At 35.4% G+C, this 20,420-nt stretch carries 14 protein-coding genes; 11 read left to right on the top strand and 3 right to left on the bottom strand.

Features of this window, described 5'->3' with window-relative positions; genetic code table 11:
* Positions 1-336: 336 nt before the first annotated feature.
* Positions 337-2,886 carry a T9SS type A sorting domain-containing protein gene (locus B0M43_RS06095; protein ID WP_078006474.1) on the top strand — a complete coding sequence of 850 codons (2,550 nt, stop codon included), beginning with the start codon at positions 337-339 and terminating at the stop codon, positions 2,884-2,886.
* Between the two features lie 189 nt (positions 2,887-3,075).
* Here the strand turns inward: B0M43_RS06095 and B0M43_RS06090 are convergent, their stop codons facing one another.
* Positions 3,076-4,629 carry an aldehyde dehydrogenase family protein gene (locus B0M43_RS06090; protein WP_065451612.1) on the bottom strand — a complete coding sequence of 518 codons (1,554 nt, stop codon included), beginning with the start codon at positions 4,627-4,629 and terminating at the stop codon, positions 3,076-3,078.
* Between the two features lie 181 nt (positions 4,630-4,810).
* On the opposite strand from B0M43_RS06090, the gene B0M43_RS06085 reads away from it, so the two are divergent.
* On the top strand, positions 4,811-5,770 hold the full coding sequence (locus B0M43_RS06085; RefSeq protein WP_078006475.1) for an MBL fold metallo-hydrolase: 960 nt from the start codon (positions 4,811-4,813) through the stop codon (positions 5,768-5,770).
* 358 nt (positions 5,771-6,128) lie between these two features.
* On the opposite strand, the gene B0M43_RS06080 is transcribed toward B0M43_RS06085, so the two are convergent.
* A complete protein-coding gene (locus B0M43_RS06080) occupies positions 6,129-6,668 on the bottom strand; it encodes a 3-hydroxyanthranilate 3,4-dioxygenase (RefSeq protein WP_078006476.1) in 540 nt (179 codons plus the stop codon).
* Positions 6,669-6,785: 117 nt separating this feature from the next.
* Positions 6,786-7,883, bottom strand: a complete 1,098-nt coding sequence (locus tag B0M43_RS06075; protein ID WP_078006477.1) for an endonuclease — start codon at positions 7,881-7,883, stop codon at positions 6,786-6,788.
* 228 nt (positions 7,884-8,111) lie between these two features.
* Between B0M43_RS06075 and B0M43_RS06070 the strand changes: the two genes are divergently transcribed.
* From B0M43_RS06070 to B0M43_RS06030, 9 genes are all read left to right on the top strand, one after another.
* Positions 8,112-9,011: an LD-carboxypeptidase gene (locus tag B0M43_RS06070; protein WP_078006478.1), complete on the top strand. Its 900-nt coding sequence runs from the start codon at positions 8,112-8,114 to the stop codon at positions 9,009-9,011.
* Between the two features lie 157 nt (positions 9,012-9,168).
* A complete protein-coding gene (locus B0M43_RS06065) occupies positions 9,169-9,540 on the top strand; it encodes a YraN family protein (RefSeq protein ID WP_065451616.1) in 372 nt (123 codons plus the stop codon).
* Positions 9,541-9,661: 121 nt separating this feature from the next.
* A complete protein-coding gene (locus B0M43_RS06060) occupies positions 9,662-10,318 on the top strand; it encodes a hypothetical protein (RefSeq protein ID WP_008466087.1) in 657 nt (218 codons plus the stop codon).
* Between the two features lie 390 nt (positions 10,319-10,708).
* Positions 10,709-11,272, top strand: coding sequence for an RNA polymerase sigma factor (locus B0M43_RS06055; protein ID WP_065451617.1), 564 nt, complete (start codon positions 10,709-10,711; stop codon positions 11,270-11,272).
* Positions 11,273-11,655: 383 nt separating this feature from the next.
* Positions 11,656-12,834: a FecR family protein gene (locus B0M43_RS06050; protein WP_078006479.1), complete on the top strand. Its 1,179-nt coding sequence runs from the start codon at positions 11,656-11,658 to the stop codon at positions 12,832-12,834.
* A 188-nt stretch (positions 12,835-13,022) separates the two neighbouring features.
* Entirely contained in the window at positions 13,023-16,244 is a 3,222-nt protein-coding gene (locus B0M43_RS06045; protein WP_246860202.1) for a TonB-dependent receptor, read from the top strand.
* Positions 16,245-16,252: 8 nt separating this feature from the next.
* A complete protein-coding gene (locus B0M43_RS06040; protein WP_078006481.1) occupies positions 16,253-17,746 on the top strand; it encodes a RagB/SusD family nutrient uptake outer membrane protein in 1,494 nt (497 codons plus the stop codon).
* Positions 17,747-17,761: 15 nt separating this feature from the next.
* Positions 17,762-18,877, top strand: coding sequence for a SusE domain-containing protein (locus B0M43_RS06035; RefSeq protein ID WP_078006482.1), 1,116 nt, complete (start codon positions 17,762-17,764; stop codon positions 18,875-18,877).
* 134 nt (positions 18,878-19,011) lie between these two features.
* Complete coding sequence (locus tag B0M43_RS06030; protein ID WP_078006483.1) at positions 19,012-20,412, top strand: alpha-amylase family glycosyl hydrolase; 1,401 nt, start codon at positions 19,012-19,014, stop codon at positions 20,410-20,412.
* Positions 20,413-20,420 lie beyond the last annotated feature (8 nt).

Raw genomic sequence — 20,420 nt, 5'->3', positions numbered from 1 at the left:
TGAATGGCAGGAAATCTTTTTACTTTTTCAAAAAAAATACTGCTTTAATATAAATTTAGAATCAAACTCCATCATCTAAATAGCAGTCAGAAAATCCCATAAAATCTCTCAAATAGCTATTGATTTTACATATGTAATAAATTACAATCTGTGCAATTTATTACATATTCGGTAAAAAACAGATCTTTTTTTTATATTATATATTTTTTAGAGAATAAATACTAATAATTTAAAAATAATACTTATTTTTGTGTAATCGATTACATTTTACTGCATTCATTTTAAAGATATAAAATCCACAAAACCACGCTTTGACTAACTTTAAAACTAAACAACATGAAAAGAGGATTACTTTATCTACTATTTTTATTCGCTACCATACAAACATGGTCACAGCAAATAACAATTAATGAATCATCAGGTTGGCTGGAATCAGCTTATGTAAAATGGATGCCACTTTCCGGAGCAGACACTTATAATGTTTACTACACCGGAGGCGGTCAAACCAATAAAAAAATAGACAACGAATTAATCCGTGATTATGGAACGTATTTTCGTGCCGATATTCCGGGACTTGCTGCAGGAAATTATACTATAACCATTAAACCAGTTACAGCAACAGTAGAAGGATCCGGATCTTCGACACAAAATTTAACAGTATCATCCCATGATCGATCAGGTTTTGCTTTTCACGGTGGTCGTATTCCGGGAGGATATAAAGCAGACGGCACACCAAAAAACAACGCAGTGATTCTTTATATTAGTCAAAATACAAAAAATACTATTTCGATGAATATTACAGGAGCCAGCGCTAATCCATGTGTTGGTTTACAAAATATTCTTTACGGTATCAAAAAAGGAAAAGACACACGTCCTTTTATTATTCGTTTAATTGGAAACATTACCGACATGACTATAATGGAAGGCGGTGATATTACGATAGAAAATGCAAATAATGCCAACAGCTATCTTACCATAGAAGGAGTTGGAGATGATGCTGTCGTAAACGGAATGGGAATAAGACTTAAGTCGGCTTCGAATATTGAGGTTAGTAATCTCGGCTTCATGAATTGCAATAGCACTGCTGGCGATAATATCGGAATGCAACAAGATAATGACCATATTTGGGTACATAATAATGATTTATTTTATGGAGATGCCGGAAGTGACGCTGACCAAATAAAAGGCGACGGAGCATTAGACAATAAAAATTCCACTTATATTACATTAGCTTACAATCACTTTTGGGATAGCGGAAAAGCAAGTCTTTTAGGTTTAAGCGAAGGGACTACAACCGGCTTGTATATTACATATCATCATAACTGGTTCGATCACTCTGACTCGCGCCATCCTCGTGTTCGCTTTTATTCAGCCCACATCTACAATAATTATTATGATGGTAATTCTAAATATGGTGCCGGGTCGACTATGGGATCGTCTTTATTTTTAGAAGGCAATTATTTTAGAAATACTAAAAATCCAATGATGATCTCGATGCAGGGCACGGATGCCTGGGATGAATCGGCTCAGAAAAACAATGCAAAAACAGTAGGAACTTTCTCTGGTGAAGCTGGCGGTAGTATCAAAGCATTTAATAATACCTTTGATGCCGATATCGCTACAAATAAAATGCGATTTGTAGCTTATGGAGACACCAACCCATTATATAACATTGCAGGAAAAATAAATTCTACCACTGATTTCGATGCCTACGTTGTAACCAATCGCGAAGATCAGATTCCTGTAAGCGTAAAATCATTTTTAGGTGCAAATACTTATAATAATTTCGATAATGATGCATCGTTTTACATAAAAAATCAAATTATCGACGATCCATCAATAGCCAAAAGTAAGGTTATGCAATATGCGGGCAGGGTTTCCGGTGGAGATTTAAAATGGACATTTAATAATGCTGTCGATGATAAATCAGCACTTGTAATTCCGGCTCTTAAAGCAGCACTTACTAATTACACAAGTACTATGATTGCTATTCAAGGCGAAATCCCTGTTGTTGAAAGTTCTCAGAGCTTAACAACAGACAGTGACATTAATCAAACGGTTACATCAGAAACAGCTATTGAACCAATGATTTTTGTGTGGGGAGGTGACGCAACAGACGTTTCAATAAAAGGATTACCTGCATCCGGAATAACTTTCGTAAAGGATGATACAAACAAAACGATAACGATAAGCGGCACACCAACAGCCACTATTTCTTTTACTATTACCACAAGTGGTACAGGAGGAACTCCTGCAAAATTATCAGGAACAATAAATCTTGAAGGAGCGGTTGCGCCAATTGCCGGTGACGAAATACACGATTTTACTTTATCAGGAAAAACAAGTGATTTTTATACCATAACAGGAAACCTTGCAACCAATAAAGGAACCGTTACTTATAATGGACAAACATTAACGCAATGCCTTAAAATGGAAACTGCGACCGCAATTACTTATACCACAACTCAGCCAAGTACACTAATACTACTATTTGCTGAAGCTGCCGGTACTGCCAAAATTGACGGAACTAACTATACTGCATCAAACGGAATTATAAATGTGCCTATTGCCGCCGGAAATCACACTATTGCAAAAAAAGATGCAGCAAATTTATTCTATATTAAAACGACTTATGCTACATTAGGTTTAAATCAGGACTTCGGGATTTCAAATTTCACAGTATATCCTAACCCTGTAGCAAATCAATTGCATATCTTATCAGAAAATGTTCAAAAAGTGGAAATTTATAATCTGTTAGGAATGTTACTCAAAACTGCTGAAAAGGAAACACAATCTATTGATGTAAGCAAACTTGCGGCAGGAAATTATATTGTAAGGATAACAACAGAAACAGGTACTTTTTCGAAAAAAATAATTAAAAAATAATTTCATTCAAAACTATAAAGCAAAAGTAAAGGCTTCTGATTTTTTGGAAGCCTTTACTTTTGCTTTATAATTTAACTCAGCTTGCAGAAATTTTTTCACTCAAAAAATAGTAAAATAAATTAACCCAAATAAAAAACCGCCAATTTCATTTATTTGAAATTAACGGTTTTCTATTGAATTTATTTACAATTACAAATCAAATTTGATTCCTTGTGCCAAAGGTAAACTCGTTGTATAATTGATGGTATTGGTTTGACGGCGCATATAAATTTTCCAGGCATCAGATCCGGATTCACGTCCGCCTCCTGTTTCTTTTTCTCCTCCAAAAGCACCACCAATTTCAGCACCTGAAGTTCCGATGTTGACGTTTGCAATTCCGCAATCAGAACCTACAACAGATAAAAATCTTTCGGCTTCACGTAAATTGTTGGTCATAATTGCTGATGATAACCCTTGTCCTACTCCATTCTGAATCTCGATAGCATTATCAACATCTCCAGAATATTTAATTAAATATAAAACCGGAGCAAAGGTTTCGTGTTGTACGATGGCGTATGAATTTTGAGCTTCGGCAATTGCCGGTTTTACGTAACAGCCACTTTCGTAACCTTCACCTGAAAGTACTCCGCCTTCAACCAAAATTTTCCCGCCTTCGGCAACAACTTTGTTTAAAGCTACAGCATACATTTCGACCGCGTGAGTATCAATTAGTGGTCCAACGTGATTGTTTTCGTCAAGCGGATTCCCTATTCGTAATTGTTTGTAAGCTGCTACCAAAGCATCTTTTACTTTATCATAAATACTTTCGTGAATGATTAAGCGGCGCGTAGATGTACAGCGTTGTCCGGCAGTTCCTACTGCACCAAAAACAGCACCAATAACAGTCATTTTGATGTCAGCATCAGGAGTAACAATGATCGCATTATTTCCTCCAAGTTCTAATAATGATTTACCTAAACGTCCCGCAACAGCTTGTGCAACGATTTTTCCCATTCTAGTAGAACCAGTTGCAGAAACTAACGGAATACGAGTATCAGCCGTCATTAATTCTCCTATTTTATAATCACCATTTATCAAACAAGAAATTCCCTCAGGAAGATTATTTTCCTTAATAACCTGAGCAATAATGTTTTGACATGCAATTCCGCAAAGTGGTGTTTTTTCAGAAGGTTTCCAAACGCAAACATCTCCCGAAATCCACGCTAAAGCAGTGTTCCACGACCAAACTGCCACCGGAAAGTTGAATGCCGAAATAATTCCAACTATTCCTAATGAATGATATTGTTCGTACATGCGATGTCCTGGTCTTTCTGAATGCATCGTTAATCCGTGCAATTGACGTGATAAACCAACTGCAAAATCACAGATGTCGATCATTTCCTGAACTTCTCCATAACCCTCTTGCAATGATTTCCCCATTTCGTAAGAAACCAGTTTACCAAGCGCATCTTTATTTTCACGCAACTTTTGCCCAAACTGACGAACAATTTCTCCACGTTGTGGCGCAGGAATCAAACGGAAAGTTTTAAAAGCTGCTGTCGCTGATTGCATTACTTTTTCGTAATCCTCAGGTGATGACATTTTTACCGAAGCAATTAGTTTCCCGTCAACTGGTGAAAAACTGTCTAGAATTTCTCCTGAAGAAAAGTTTTCTATTCCTGTTGATGTTCCTTCATTGATCAATTTGATGCCCAATTTTTCCAGAGCCTCATTCATTCCAAATTGCGATGCTATTGTTGTCATTGTAACTTTTTTAGTTAAAATTGTTATATTTTTATGTAAAGATATTATTTCGAGTTGAATTTCAACCGAAGCAAGTTTTTAAAATCAAGTAAATTTAGGATTAATAAAACTCAAATAAAGAAATATGCTACAATTTATTCGTCTTAATTCAGGAACTTTGCAGCAACAAAATTATTTAAATATGTCTGTTTTCAATCGTCTTTTGATTTGTTTGGTTTTAATTTCTGCAAATGCATTTTCTCAAAAAGAACAAAAACCTGCTTTTCAGGTTGTTCCGCTAGGAATAAAAGGCGGAATCGACGAAAAAAATCTTTCGGCATATTTAGTAGCACCAATAAATACGAATGATTTTATTGCTCTCGATGCCGGAACTATAAATGCCGGAATCGAAAAGGCCATCGAAAATAAAGTATTTAAAGTTTCGACAAGTGAAGTTTTACGAAAGTATATTAAAAGCTATTTTATTTCTCACGCACATTTAGATCACGTTTCTGGATTGATTATTAATTCTCCTGCCGATTCTTCAAAAACGGTTTATGCAACTGATAAATGTATGGAGATGATGGAAAATCATTATTTTAATGATGAAACCTGGGCCAATTTTGGTGATAAAGGTCCGGGAACTCTATTAAAAAAATATCATTTTCAAACTTTAAATATTGGAGAAGAAACTCCAATTACCAATACTACGATGACTGCAAAAGCATTTCCGTTAAGTCATGTAAATCCGTTTGAGAGTACTGCTTTTTTGATTAAAAATGGAGAATCTTATGTGCTTTATTTAGGAGATACAGGACCGGATGTTGTCGAAAAAAGCGATAAACTGAAATCACTTTGGACAGCGATTGCGCCTATTGTAAAAAGCAAACAACTAAAAGGAATTTTTATTGAAGTTTCGTTCCCTAATGAACAGCCTGATCAGTTTTTGTTTGGACATTTAACGCCAAATTATTTAATGAAAGAACTTCACACTTTAGAAGATTTAGCAGGAAAAGGAACTTTGAAAGGTTTTAATATTATCGTGACACATTTGAAACCACCAACTAAAAATATCATCAAACTGAAAGCACAATTGCAAAAGCAAAATGATCTTGGATTGAAGATTATTTATCCGGAACAAGGGAAAAAGTTTGAGTTGTAGTTTTTTAAGTCAAATATTATATTCTCATTTTTGTCATTCTGAGGAACGAAGAATCTCCGCAAGTTACTCGCCAAAGATGGGCACTTTACATGATGTCTGCCACCTTTGTCAAAGTTTAAAACTTTGACAAAGGTTTACGCGCTTTAAGATATAGCTAGAATAACTGTCAAATCTTAAACTTCATTTTGAAAACTAATGCCCTAGCCCCGATAGAAGTGGAAATCCTTTTTCTGGCTTCTTTAGCCAGGAAAAGATTGAAACGGATAGCGGGAAATAGCTCCTAAAAACTAAAATTTCAAAGACTTTAATTGCTAATATTATAATACCTAACAGGTTTTAAAAACCTGTTAGGATATGTTTATTTCTTCGCGACAAATCTAGGATCAGATTCCATTACGGTTCCGCAATTATCACAAGTTCTCAATTCCTCTGAATTATAGAAATGTTCGAAATGTGGCAGGAAATCTTTTTCGATATTATGCAATTCAAAAAACACTTCATAAAGTTTATGATTGCAATTATCGCAATGCCAAAGCAATCCGTCAGTATATCCTTTTCCGGCACGTTTGCGTTCGATTACTAAGCCAATAGAACCTTCTGAACGAACTGGAGAATGTGGAACTTTCGCTGGATGAAGATACATATCTCCGGCATTTAATTCCATTTCCTTACGTTCGCCATCTTCCTGAATAACCACTTTTATACTGCCTTCGAGTTGGTAAAAAAGCTCCTCGGTTTCGTTATAATGGTAATCTTTTCGGGCATTTGGCCCCGCTACAATCATTACAATATAATCGACGGAATCTACATAGAGATTTTTATTCCCTACTGGCGGTTTAAGTAAATGACGGTTTTCGTCGATCCATTTGGTAAGGTTGAAAGGTTTTGCTATTGACATATTTACTGATACTGAGTTTCTATGAAGCTAAGTTAAGGAAAAGTTTTCAGTCGCAGTCCCAGTTTTCAGTCGCAAAATTCTGAAAACTGAGACTGCTATTGAAAACTATAAGTACGCCTATTTCATCTCCTTTATCAAATAAATATAAGCGGGGAAATGATCGCTAAAACCAACCTCGGTCAAACTATGTCGTAGGGGATATCCCTTGTATTGTCCGGAAGTCGTAATAAGAAAGGGTTTGCTAAAAATACCGGCTTTCCAAAATTTAAAGGTCGAAAAATCAGGTTTTATAAGGGATTCTGTAATGATAATCTGGTCGAAAATGTCCCATGAATCTCTAAAAGCGATCGTTCCCATACCTTTATTTGCCAGTTCTTCAAACGGATTAAATGTACCAAATTCGGGAACTTCATTTTTTTTAGCCTTTGCTCCTAAAGCTATTTTTACACTTCGGTTAAACGGGCCGTCGTTTAAATCACCCATTGTTATGACTTTTGCATTGGGATTTATTTGTTGTAAAGAATCGATAATTTTTCTGTTTAAATTTCCTGCTGCTTCGCGAAACGGACTGCTTTTCTTTTCTCCGCCCGATCTCGATGGCCAGTGATTGACAATAATATGAATCTCCTCGCCTTCGAGAAAACCAGTTATCAAAAGCTGATCTCTTGTAAAAATCCGGTTGTTGTTGGCTGTCTTTATTTCGATTTCATCATCTGTTTCTTCTTTATTTTCGTCTGCAATGGTATTATTTTTATAGATATATAAAGGAATGTTCGAATAAGAAGTGGGCCTGAAATATTTTTTTTGATAGAGTAATGCAACATCGATTCCGCGTTTGTCCGGAGAATCAAAATGAATGATTCCGTAGTCGAGATGCTGTAATTTGGGTTCCTTGATTAAGTCTTCGAGAACGCCGCGGTTTTCGATTTCAGAACCGCCAATTATTGTTGGTGCGTTGGGATTTTCAGGAGTTCCTATTGCTGACAAAACTCTGGAAAGATTTTTTAGTTTCTGTTCGTACTTTTCTCTGGTCCAATGTTGTGCTCCGTTTGGTGTCCATTCGTCATCATGGGTTGCAGGATCGTTTATCGTGTCGAAAAGATTTTCGAAATTATAAAATGCCACGGTATGAATGGTATACTTTTTTGACTGTGCCTGTGAAACCGAAAGAAAAAACAGCGCAATAATATATACCTGAAATCTAAAAATCTTCATGAACTTAGTATTTTAAAAAGTTCAATTTAGGCAAATTAATCTATTTGTAAGATTTTTCTAATTATTTTATTTTTTAAAATTTCTATATTTGTTTATCATTAATACTGAAGTAGAAAAGAAACCATGAACATGAGCCTAAACCAATACTTAAAGAATCACTTTGCCTGTTGTAAATTCATATTCCTTATTTTTACTTTGCATTCATTCACTTGTCAATCACAACAAAACATGATCACACCACCTTATTTACAAAAAGGAGATACCGTAGCCATTTTAGCAACTGCCAGAAAAAATATCGACGATAACTTAAAACCTACCATAGATTTATTAAAAAGCTGGGGATTAGAAGCCGTTGTGGGAACCTCAATTGGACTCGATTTTAATCAATTGGCGGGAACTGATGAACAACGTGCTGCAGATTTCCAACATCAGTTGGACAATCCCAATATCAAAGCAATTTGGTGTGTTCGCGGCGGATATGGAACCGTGAGAATGATTGACCTTTTAGATTTTACTAAATTTAAGCAACACCCAAAATGGGTTATTGGTTTTAGCGACGTAACGGTTTTGCACAATCATTTAAATACAATGGGTTATAAATCTATTCATGGTATTATGCCCGTTACGATTCCGCGTGCAACTCCGGCTGCCATTAGCTCAATGAAAGCGAGTTTGTTTGGCGAACCACTATCTTATACTGTCGCTCCGGATAAAATGAACCGTTTTGGTAAAGCAACCGGAGAATTGGTAGGCGGTAACTTGTCTATCTTATATAGTTTGTTAGGATCACCATCGGCTATTGACTGCAAGGATAAAATTTTATTTATCGAGGATTTAGATGAATATTTATATCATATCGATCGCATGATGATCAATTTAAGGCGTAATGGATGCATTGAAAACCTAAAAGGAATCATCGTTGGCGGAATGACCAAAATGAAAGACAACGAAGTACCATGGGGTAAAAATGCAGTCGAAATTATTGATGATGTAACCAAAAAATATAATATTCCCGTTATCTTCAATTTCCCGGCCGGCCATATTCAGGACAACAGAGCGCTTATTATGGGAAATACAATTTCGATTGATGTTAATGAAACCGGTAGTACCGTTTCTTTTCAAAAATAATAATTTCTCGTTTTCTTCTAATTAAGAAAAATCCAAATACCACATAAAAATCTCCCAAAGGCGCAAAGTCGCAAAGTTTTATTTAATTCTTTGCGACTTTGCGTCTTTGCGTGCAAAACAAACTCATAACTAATAACTCAAAACTCATAACTTAAAAGTGGCTGAACACAATGAACTTGGAAAAAAAGGCGAAGAACTGGCCGTAGAATTTCTTCGGAAAGAAGGATATAAAATTTTAGATCGAAATTGGACTTTTCAAAAAGCCGAAATTGATATTATCGCACAAAAAGAATCTATTTTGGCCATCGTCGAAGTAAAAACAAGATCGAGTTTAGATTTTGGTGCTCCACAAGATTTTGTGAAACCAAAAAAGATTCAACTTCTGATAAAAGCAGTAAATGCCTACATAAACGATAGGGAAAAGGATTTTTGTGATGATTTAAATATAAGATTTGACATCATAGCCATCCATAAAAATGGCGAAACATTTGCAATTGAACATCTTACAGATGCTTTTTATCATTTTTAACATAATTTTTTATTGTTATATTTGTAACAAATTGTTTTTTTATTTATATTTGCAGGAATTTATAACATCCCCTATTAACTAAACCAACACAATTAAGTTACAAAAAAAAAGAAAAAAAACTATGAAAACTGTTTCTTCAATCGTCGAAAATTACATCAAAACAAAACCTTTTTTATTAAATGCGCTATCGCTTGGAATCATCAACCTGACGTCGCTTTCACGGAACATTATGACCGAATTAGAAAGTGAATTTGGCAAAGAGGTGAAACAAGGTGCTGTTGTAATGTCGCTGAAACGACTCACGGAAGAATTAGATTTTAAACTGAACCATAAAATCAATAAAGTAATCAAGAATATTGGTGAAATCACAGTTCGCTCTGAATTGACGGATTACACCTTTGCAGCTTCTGAAACGGTTTTAAACAAACAAGCTGATTTAATTTCTGATATTAATGCTTTATCTGATATTTTTTACACCTCATCCCGTGGTGTAAACGAGACCAATATTGTGGTTAGCAGCAGTGTAAATCATTTGGTTGAAAAACATTTTATGCGCGAAAAACTAATTCAGAAATTAGATAATCTTGCTTCGATTACAGTAAAATTACCGAAAGAAAACATTGTCGTTCCTGGTATTTACTATTTCATTTTTCAACGTTTGGCATGGGAAGGAATTATTATTAATGAAGTAATTTCGACTTCAAATGAATTCACCATTTTAGTGGGAGAAGACCAGGTTGATGTTGCTTTTAAAGTAATTAAAGACCTGAAAAACTAATAAGTTTTTTAAATCACAAAATCATTACGATTCGTTATACTATCCTTTTATCTTTCTTCCTCAGAAAGGTAAAAGGATTTTTTTTGCACTTTAATTATGAAATCATCATTATCTACAGATACAAATAAGAATATTCGCAATAAATATTGATCTGAATAATTAATTTTAAAAATATAAGTCAAAAACATATTGAACTGATAAAAAGCGCGTTACCATTGACTTTACTGGTATTCAGCATAATTTTTATTAAAAAATATAGAATTAAGTTTTTTTTAATAAAATTTGTTGCGAATAATATTTTTATATATTTGCTAACCCATCAGCAAATTAGAGTATCAATTTTGATAGTATCATAATATAATTAGATTTAAATAAGGACTAATTAAATTAATGTTAGAAGCGAAGAACCATAGCGACAAATTATTGGTGAGTGAACTCAAAAATGGCAACGAAAAAGCATTTCGTCAGCTTTTTGATTTATACCATCAGGATATTTATGGTTATAGTATTAGCCTTTTAAAATCTAAAGAAGCTGCGGAAGAGAATGTTCAGGATGTTTTTATGAAAGTTTGGCAACATCGCGAAAACTTAAATCCGGAACAATCTTTTAAAGCCTATATTTTTACAATTGCCAGAAATCAGGCTTTTAATTCTTTGAATAAAGCAGCAAATGATGCGTTACTTAAAGAAGCCATTTTTTACGAAAGTCAGAAATCTCATGATTATGGTGATTATTCGATTCGCGAAGCTGATTGCAAGAAGCTCCGAAAAGAAGCCATGGAGCAATTGCCTCCAAAACGAAAGAAAATTTTTAAGATGTCAAGAAAAAAAGGCATGAGTTACGAAGAAATCAGTCAGGAACTCGGCATCTCAATCAATACAGTCAGGAACCAAATGAGTAAAGCATTAGAATCGATGCGGGTCTTTTTTCAAGTTCATGACGAAATTATCTAAACCAAAAAACCATATTTAACCATTAAAATCACTCTTTCCGGGTGATTTTTTTTGTTTAACCGCAAGGTGGTTCGCAATGTGTTTTACGCAAGTCTCGCAAAGCAATATATTCATTTTGAAGCTTTCATATTTTGAAAACTTTGCGAGCCTTGCGTAAAACACATTGCGAACCTTGCGGTTAAATCATACAGTTCGCTACTTCTATACGCGATTTCTCCAAAAAACTAAAAATATTTTTCAATCAAAAACCTCAACAAAATCAATACTTCACAAGTTTTTCCCTTCCATTAGAATGTTAAAATTAAAAAAATTATAACGTTTGAGTAGTACTCCACTTCTTTTCAACTGTATTATATAAAACCCGGACCTAAAAATAATTCTTAATGAATTCAAATTCTGAAATGCAACGTCTTTTACAAAAGTTTGTTTTAAACCAATGTACCCCTGAGGAAACAAATGAAGTAATTGCCTATTACAAAAAAAACCAGCTTACAGACGATTTTCCAACTGTAGAGGATATTCAAAATCTTTTGGACGAAATGCCAAAAATGAATCAGCAAACTGCTGATGACATTTTCCTGAACATTTTATCTGCATCAAAAGAAAATGAAACTACAATCGAATTACATCCTAAAAAATCAAATTTCAGAAAATACATTTCGATTGCCGCTTCGATAGTTGTTTTATTAGGAATTGGACTTGCTTATCAAAAAGGAGCTTTCGATACTAAAACAGAACCAAAATTCGATTTTAAAAGCACGGATATCGTATTGCAATTAGAAAATGGAAATATTCAAATTATTTCTGAAAACAATAAAGTCGAGGTAAGAGATGCTGATGGAAATATAGTTGCGAATCAGAACGGAGATAAAATTATTTACGATAATAATTCTGATTTAGAAAAAATCGCTTATAACACCATCAAGATTCCATATGGCAAAAGATTTCAATTGCAGTTATCTGATGGAACTACCGTTCATTTAAACTCCGGAACTACTTTAAAATATCCTGTAAAATTTATTGCCGGAGAAAACAGGCAGGTGTTTTTAGACGGAGAAGCTTTCTTTGATGTCGCTAAAGACAAAAAACATCCCTTTATCGTAAATGCAGATGACTTGAATGTTCGTGTTTTAGGAACTCATTTCAACGTTTCAAATTATCCAGAAGATGCTGCAACAGATGTTGTTTTAGTTGAAGGATCGGTTGGAATGTATAATGTCCACGAAGAATTTGACGCTAGTAAAAATACGGTTCTGAAGCCAGGATACAAAGGAAGTTTTAATAAACAGAATAACATGATTTTTACTAAACCAGTTCTTACCGATATCTATACTTCATGGGTAAATGGCGGACTTACTTTTAGAAATATGACTTTCAAAAATATCATCACCAAATTAGAAAGACGCTATAATGTGACCATTATAAACAAAAATGAAAAACTGGCAAAAGAAAAATTCAATGCCAGTTTTAGCGACGAATCTATCGATAAGGTAATGAGCTATTTTAACGACATACACGGCATTAATTACACTATAAAAAACGATCAAATACTAATTAAATAACCACTAAAACCAATGAAAAGAAATGAAGAGAAAGTACTAAAATAAAAAAATCGGAAAGAGCTGCGAACAATTTCCGATTTACTAAGTGATTGAATATAACGAATTAACTACAATCAATTAACAAAATTATGAAAAAAAAATCAAAGAATACTGGGTTTTTATACCGAGTGTTCCAAAATGACCTAAAATTGAAACTAACTACGCTACTTATTTTGGTCGCCATGTTTAATATTAGAGGGAATACTTATGCCCAAAAGACAAAAGTAACTCTAGAACTGAACAATTCAACAATCGAGAAGGTTATTGAGACCATAGAACAAAAAACAGATTTCAGGTTTATTTACAAATTAAACGATATCGACTTAGACCGAACAGTTTCGATATCTGTAAAAGACCAGAACATATATGTGGTTTTAGATAGAATTTTTAAAGGAACCCAAACAGAATTTAAAGTTAGGGATACTCAAATTATCCTTAAAAAACCAGAGATTAAAACACATGTCATTGAGTTTGAAAAGCAAACAGTAATGGGTACTATTACTGATGAAAATGGATTGCCTTTACCAGGAGCATCTGTTTTTGAACAGGGAACTAAAAATGGAATCATTACCGACTTTGACGGAAAATACAAAATTACTGTTGAAAGCAGTCAGTCAGTAATTCTAGTTACGTTTGTAGGATACACGGAGAAAAAGTTTACTGCTGATCAAAAAGTAATAAACGTTCAATTATTTCCTGATGCTACAAACTTACAAGAGATTGTCGTGGTTGGTTACGGTACTACAGCCAGAAAAGATGTTACCGGAGCGGTTTCTTCAATAGCTGCAAAAGATATGAATCAGGGGGCAATTGTTAATCCGTTGCAATTGATTTCAGGTAAAGCTGCGGGTGTAAACATTAACCAGATTGGAAGCGAGCCGGGTTCCGGACCAAGTGTTCGTATACGTGGAGTGAGTTCATTAATTGGCGGCAGTGATCCGTTGGTAGTGGTAGATGGAATTCAAGGAAATTTAGACTTGCTAACTTCGATTCCTCCAACTGAAATTGAATCGATTGACATTCTGAAAGATGCCTCGGCAACCGCTATTTACGGATCAAGAGGAGCTGCCGGAGTTATTCTTGTAACTACAAAAAGCAACAAAAATGGAAAATCTACTATTGAATATGTTGGATCTACATCTATAGATTTTATTCCGAAAAAATTAAATATGCTAAGTGCTGCTGAATGGTCAGCGGCAGCAGCAAGTAATGGTGTTCCTGCCTCTTCAAATCATGGCGCTGATACGGATTGGTATGGAGTATTAACCCAAACTGGTTTTACGCAGTCCCACACACTTTCATTTGGAGGAGGCACAAATAAATTAAATTACCGTGCTTCTTTGACGGCTATTTCGCAGGATGGTGTGGTTATCAACTCTAGCAACAAAAAATATATTGCCAGAGTACAAGCGACTCAAAAAGGACTGGACGATAAATTAAAATTAACTTTTAATTTAAATAACGGAGTTGAAACCAGCACAAGGACTATTGCAGATGTGGGCAGATCAGGACAGGTTTCTAACTTGATTTCACAAGCTTACTTAATGCGCCCAACTGACCCTGTTTTTGATACAGATGGAAAAACTTATTTTACAGACCCAGGCTTGTTTCAATATATAAATCCTTACGCCGTAGCAGAAAAAACAATTAATGACTCACAATGGGATAACTTATTTGGGAGCCTTAAAGCTGACTTAGATTTAGCTGAGGGCTTACAAGCGGGTTGGTTTGGCAGCTGGAGAAAAACGAATAAAACAACTGGTTTTTATTTGCCCGTGTCATCAACAGATCCTGGCGCTGTTAGACAAGATGGTTTTGGAAACATCACAAATGAAAGACAGAATGAGAAGTTAATGGACATCAGTTTAACGTATAAAAAAACCTTTGGTGTTCATAGTATTAATGCTTTGGCCTTATACGAATGGCAAAATCAAACTTACGAGGGGAATTTTTTGCAAGCCAGAGGGTTTATTAGTGATGTGACTTCATATAATGCACTACAATACGGCGATATGTCTAAAGTAATATATAATGATATAAGATCATATAAAAATGACAGAACATTAGCTTCATTTGTAGCAAGAGCTAATTATACTTTATTAGACCGTTATTTAGTTACCGCAAGTATCAGACGTGATGGATCTTCTGTTTTTGGAGCGAACAACAAATGGGGTAATTTTCCATCGGCATCTGTTGCATGGCAAATTACTAAAGAATCATTTATGAGCAATCAAACATTAATAAATGAATTGAAATTGCGTGCAGGTTACGGTGTTACGGGAAACCAGCAAGGTTTAAGTCCACAGGGTTCTCTATCTTTAGTTGATGGTGCAGGATCTACCTATTTTGGAGGTTCTCAAATTACCAATTTCAACATTAGTCAAAATCCTAATGCCGATTTGAAATGGGAAACCAAAAAGCAAACCAATTTAGGTCTTGATTTTGCCTTACTCGATAGCCGACTAAGAGGTACCTTTGATGTATATACTGCTACAACTGACAATCTTTTATTTAATTACACAGTGCCACAACCGCCTTATCCAAAAAGCGATATTAAAGCCAACGTAGGTAGTATTAGAAACGAAGGATTAGAGGTTTCTTTAGGTTATGATGTTATTCGTAATGAAAATACAACATTTACATTGGCCGGAAACGTTTCTTTTATGCGCAATGAAGTACTTAACTTAAGCGGAAGTATCAATGGTATAGCATTGAATACTGATTATGTAGCCTGGGGCGGAGGGACGCCTAACATGTATTTGATAAAAGGACAACCAATTGGTACATTCAATATTTTAGAACATGAAGGCGTAAACGCTTCCGGGGTTGAAACTGTAGTGGATAGAAATGGAGATGGAATTATCGATCAGGGTGCCAGAAGTCCTGACCGTGTAATAAAAGGATCTGCTTTACCAACTTATACTTTTGCTTTCAATCCATCTTTACGCTATAAAAACTTTGATGCATCGCTTTTATTAAGAGGTTCAGGAGGTAATAAAGTTTACAATCTTGTTAATCAGCGTTCAAGTTATTTAGAGAATATCGGTAAATCAAATGTATTAGACAGTGCCTTAGATAAAGGTATCAGAACTTCTCCATATGGTTCAGACATATGGCTGGAAGATGCTTCTTTTATTCGTTTAGAAAATGTTACTGCCGGATACAATTTTGTTTTTAAAGACCGCTTTTTGGAGTCTATCAGACTTTCTCTTACTGGAAACAACTTATTTCTTATCACAGATTACACAGGTATCGATCCTGAAATTAACCTAAACGGAAGCAACTCTGATAATGCCTATTTTGGTGGTGACAGAGGTATTTATCCTCGTACAAGAAGTGTTGCGTTTGGTGTAATTGTCAAATTTAAATAGTAAAAGAAATGAAAATTAAAAATATATTGATAGCAGGAAGCGTTTGTTTCTTTGCTCTGGTTGGCTGCACTAATATTGATGAAACTGTGTATGACAAATACCAGCCAGATGAATTTTACGGAACACCAAAAGGAGCGGATATCGCTTTGGCTAGTGTTTATGCCCAGATAGGCGGTAACTGGGATGGAGTTGGTTATGCTGGTGCTGATTTAGGCTGGTATGATTTGAATTCTATGTGTGCCGATGAACAAGTTATCCCGCACAGAAATACAGGCGACTGGGGTACTGATTTTGCACGTACCTATCAACACGATTGGCTGCCAACAGATACAATGATAAATAATACCTGGAACTGGTTGTATAAATCCGTTTTCAATGCCAATTTAGCTGTTAATCAATTAGAGTTAGCAGGTGCTGATGCTTCAAAAATTGCTGAAGCAAAAGTATTAAGAGCTTTTTTCTATTACTTATTGATTGATGATTTTGGGAACATTCCTTTTTATACAGACAATAATATTACTGTAGATAAAATTCCGCAAGCAAATCGTCAGGTAGTATTTGATTTCATCGTTTCTGAATTAAAAGCGAATGTTGATTTGCTGCCAACAGGTAAAGGTGGAGAATTATATGGCCGATTCAACAAATGGGCAGGATACACATTGCTTGCCAAAGTTTATTTGAATGCAGGTGTCCTTACCGGAACACCAAAATGGGCTGAGTGCCTCGCAGCGTGTAACGTTGTCGACGGTGGTGGTTTTTCACTACACTCGGGTGCTGAGGATGCTGCTAATCCTTTAAAAAGCAAATATTATGAATTATTTGGAGATGTACTTCCTCAGGACGAAACCATTTTATCTATTTATACAACTGTAGATGTGGTTTCGAGAAACATCTTTACCGTACGTAGTTTGTATGGCGCACATTGCCGGGCATTATTTGGTTATGACGGATGGAACGGGACGATTGTTCCTAAAGAATTTTATTTGAAATATCAAGATGGCGATGTACGTAAAAACCAGTTTTTGGTAGGACAACAAGCAGGAGGAGCCAATTATACACTGGATGTAACTTCATTAGACGATCCGGGTGCCGGAGCGCAAGAAGGAGTTCGTAATATCAAATTTTATCCTGTTGCACCAAGAGGTGGCGGTGGAGCATCTAATGATTTCCCTATTTACAGATATGCCGATCTTGTTTTAATGATGGCAGAATGTAATGTTCGCTTGGGTAATGCCGGAGCAGCTAAACCATTTGTTGATGCTATTAGAACACGTGCAGGTATTTCTGGTCTGGCTGGAAATCCAACTCTTGATGATATTTATGATGAAAGAGGTCGTGAACTAAACTGGGAAGGACACCGCAGAGAAGATATGATTCGTTTTGATAAATTTTTATTACCAAATCAATTCAGAGGTCTTTCGCCTGAATATAGAAAAATATTCCCTATCCCAACTTCAGCTTTAAATGCTAATCCAGCACTTAAACAAAATCCAGGTTACTAAAAAACAGTACACATTATGAAAAAATATATCAATAAATTAGCAGCATTACTTACCATGGTAATGTTTGCTGCTTCTTGTGACAGTGATGCACCATTGACAGTTTTACAATCTGTTAGCTTTCCGGCACCAATTACCTCTTCAGCAAATACATTTGTGTTAACAGAGGCAACGGCAGACAACGATGCCGTAACTATCTCCTGGCCAGCTGTTATTTTTCCCGTTGCAGCTCCCGTTCTATACACGGTTCAATTTGATTTAACCGCAAACACTAAAGGCAAAAATGCGTGGGTAAATGTCCAGGCTGTCGAAGCTGGAAATGACGTTTTGAGTAAAACTTTTACCGTAAGAGAGTTAAATAAAATTGCTGCCGACTTAGGGCTTAAAGCCGATGTTGCCGGTACAATATCTGCCAGAGTTGTGGCAGTAATGGATAGAAGTATCTATTCTAATCAAGTTGACCTTACAGTTACACCTTATGAAAAAGCAATTGTTTTTGGCGAAATTTATATGCCAGGAAGCTATCAAGGTAAAGACTGGGACGTAAACACAGCAACAATTTTAACTGCTATTGAAAAAGGTATTTATCAAGGTTATGTAACCGTTCTTCCGGGATACGGAACAGGCTTTAAAGTAAATACTGCAAAAGGCTGGGATGAATTTTACGGCGCCGGCGCTGCAGCAGGTTCTCTTGCAAGAATGAGTACAACCGATTTACAACTTCCTGGTGAAGGTTCTTTCCAGGTAAAAGTAAATCTTAATACTTTGAAATATACAGCCACAGCTTACGAATGGGGAATTGCCGGAGATGCAACACATGCACCAACAGCCGAAGATGCAAACTTCGGATGGAACAATGCGCTTCCTATGTCTTATGATCATCAAACTAAAACATGGAAAATTACGGCTGCGTTAATCCCTGGAAATATCAAATTCAAATTGAATAATCAATGGACAATTAATTATGGCCCTAATGATGGATCAGGCACAGTCGCAACTTATGACGGTGGAGCTTATTACATTTCAGAAGCAGGCACATATGAAGTTACATTTACTGTAAATGAAACAGCAGGAGTTGCTACAGATAAAGGTACATATCCAACAACAGCTTCTTTCACTGTTGTAAAAAAATAATCTAACGTATATAATTATAAGCTAGATTAGTTTGAGTGATACCTGCCTTTTTTGAGCGAAAGGCAGGTTATCTATCAAACTTTAAAATTCAAAAATTACAGCTCAGCCTTATAAAAAAATTAAATTCCTTAATTATGAAGTCGAATACCAACATTGTTTTTTTACTATTGTTAGCTCTGGCGTTTATATCCTGCAGTTCTTCTGAGGATAATCCGAATCCCGATCCAAAACCAAACCCAGATCCGGATCCAGTTTATCAGCAATACGGCGAACCATTTGCTAATATGCCTAAAAGTACCGATGCCATTATTTATCAGGTAAATATTCGCGCCTTTAGCAGCGAAGGAACATTAAAAGGCGTGGAGAAAAGATTAGACTCCATAAAAAAATTAGGGGTAAATGTGGTCTATTTAATGCCTGTTTATCCTGTTGGACAAGTAAAAAAATCAGGAAAATTAGGTTCTCCTTATTCTGTTAAAGATTATAAAGCCGTTAATCCTGATTTTGGAACTTTAGAAGATCTTCGTTCATTAGTAAATGAATCTCATAAACGCAATATGGCTGTTATTTTAGACTGGGTGGCCAATCATACTTCCTGGGATAACAAATGGATTACAGAGCATTCAGACTGGTATCAAAAAGATGCAAGCGGTAATATTATTATTCCTCCCGGAACAAATTATAACGATGTTGCCCAATTGAATTTTAATAATGCTCAAATGAAAACCGCAATGATCGATGCTATGTCCTATTGGGTATACAATGCGAATATTGATGGTTTTAGATGTGATTATGCCGATTTTGTGCCAACCGATTTTTGGACGCAGGCAGTTTCTACTGTTAGAAAGATCAAGAATCAAAATGTATTGATGATGGCAGAAGGTACCCGTGCCGAGAATTTTACAGCTGGATTTGATTATAATTTTGGTTTTGGTTTTTTTGATTCATTAAAAAAAGTAGTTGCCAATGGACAACCTGCCTCAAACTTGCAGACACAAAATACAAAAGAATATGGATCCACTTCAACTGGAAGAATTGTTCGTTATACAAGCAATCATGATGTGAATCTTTCTGACGGTACTCCGATAGAATTATTTGGCGGTAAAAAAGGATCACTTGCTGCTTTTTTAGTCGCTTTTTCCATGAACTCAATTCCAATGATTTACAACGGTCAGGAAGTAGGTTACAATAAAAGAATTGATTATTTTGATCGAACACCAATCGATTGGTCAACAGCAGATTACGCAATGCTAAAAGAATACAAAAATTTAATTGCTTTTAGAAACAGCAGTGATGCTTTAAGAAAGGGAAAATTGACAGGATACAGTAGTACTGATGTGAGTGCTTTTATAATGCAAACTGACACCGAAAAAGTTTTAGTTGTAGTTAATTTGCGCAACAATGCGGTAACCTATGGCGCTGCAACAGGAATTGCCAACACTACCTGGAAAAACGCACTTACAGGCGAATCATTCGAAATAACGAACCAAATTAAATTGGAGGCTTACCAATATTTAATCCTAAAAAAGCAATAAAAGCCTTT

The sequence above is a fragment of the Flavobacterium sp. KBS0721 genome (genome assembly GCF_002007065.3).
GTDB lineage: Bacteria > Bacteroidota > Bacteroidia > Flavobacteriales > Flavobacteriaceae > Flavobacterium > Flavobacterium piscis.
This window is presented reverse-complemented; position numbering and strand designations above follow the sequence as displayed.

Bases quoted from the DNA above. Each gene is read 5' to 3' on its own strand.
- B0M43_RS06095 (WP_078006474.1), top strand. From the start codon at position 337: ATGAAAAGAGGATTACTTTATCTACTATTTTTATTCGCTACCATACAA.
- B0M43_RS06090 (WP_065451612.1), bottom strand. From the start codon at position 4,629: ATGACAACAATAGCATCGCAATTTGGAATGAATGAGGCTCTGGAAAAA.
- B0M43_RS06085 (WP_078006475.1), top strand. From the start codon at position 4,811: ATGTCTGTTTTCAATCGTCTTTTGATTTGTTTGGTTTTAATTTCTGCA.
- B0M43_RS06080 (WP_078006476.1), bottom strand. From the start codon at position 6,668: ATGTCAATAGCAAAACCTTTCAACCTTACCAAATGGATCGACGAAAAC.
- B0M43_RS06075 (WP_078006477.1), bottom strand. From the start codon at position 7,883: ATGAAGATTTTTAGATTTCAGGTATATATTATTGCGCTGTTTTTTCTT.
- B0M43_RS06070 (WP_078006478.1), top strand. From the start codon at position 8,112: ATGATCACACCACCTTATTTACAAAAAGGAGATACCGTAGCCATTTTA.
- B0M43_RS06060 (WP_008466087.1), top strand. From the start codon at position 9,662: ATGAAAACTGTTTCTTCAATCGTCGAAAATTACATCAAAACAAAACCT.
- B0M43_RS06055 (WP_065451617.1), top strand. From the start codon at position 10,709: ATGTTAGAAGCGAAGAACCATAGCGACAAATTATTGGTGAGTGAACTC.
- B0M43_RS06050 (WP_078006479.1), top strand. From the start codon at position 11,656: ATGAATTCAAATTCTGAAATGCAACGTCTTTTACAAAAGTTTGTTTTA.
- B0M43_RS06040 (WP_078006481.1), top strand. From the start codon at position 16,253: ATGAAAATTAAAAATATATTGATAGCAGGAAGCGTTTGTTTCTTTGCT.
- B0M43_RS06035 (WP_078006482.1), top strand. From the start codon at position 17,762: ATGAAAAAATATATCAATAAATTAGCAGCATTACTTACCATGGTAATG.
- B0M43_RS06030 (WP_078006483.1), top strand. From the start codon at position 19,012: ATGAAGTCGAATACCAACATTGTTTTTTTACTATTGTTAGCTCTGGCG.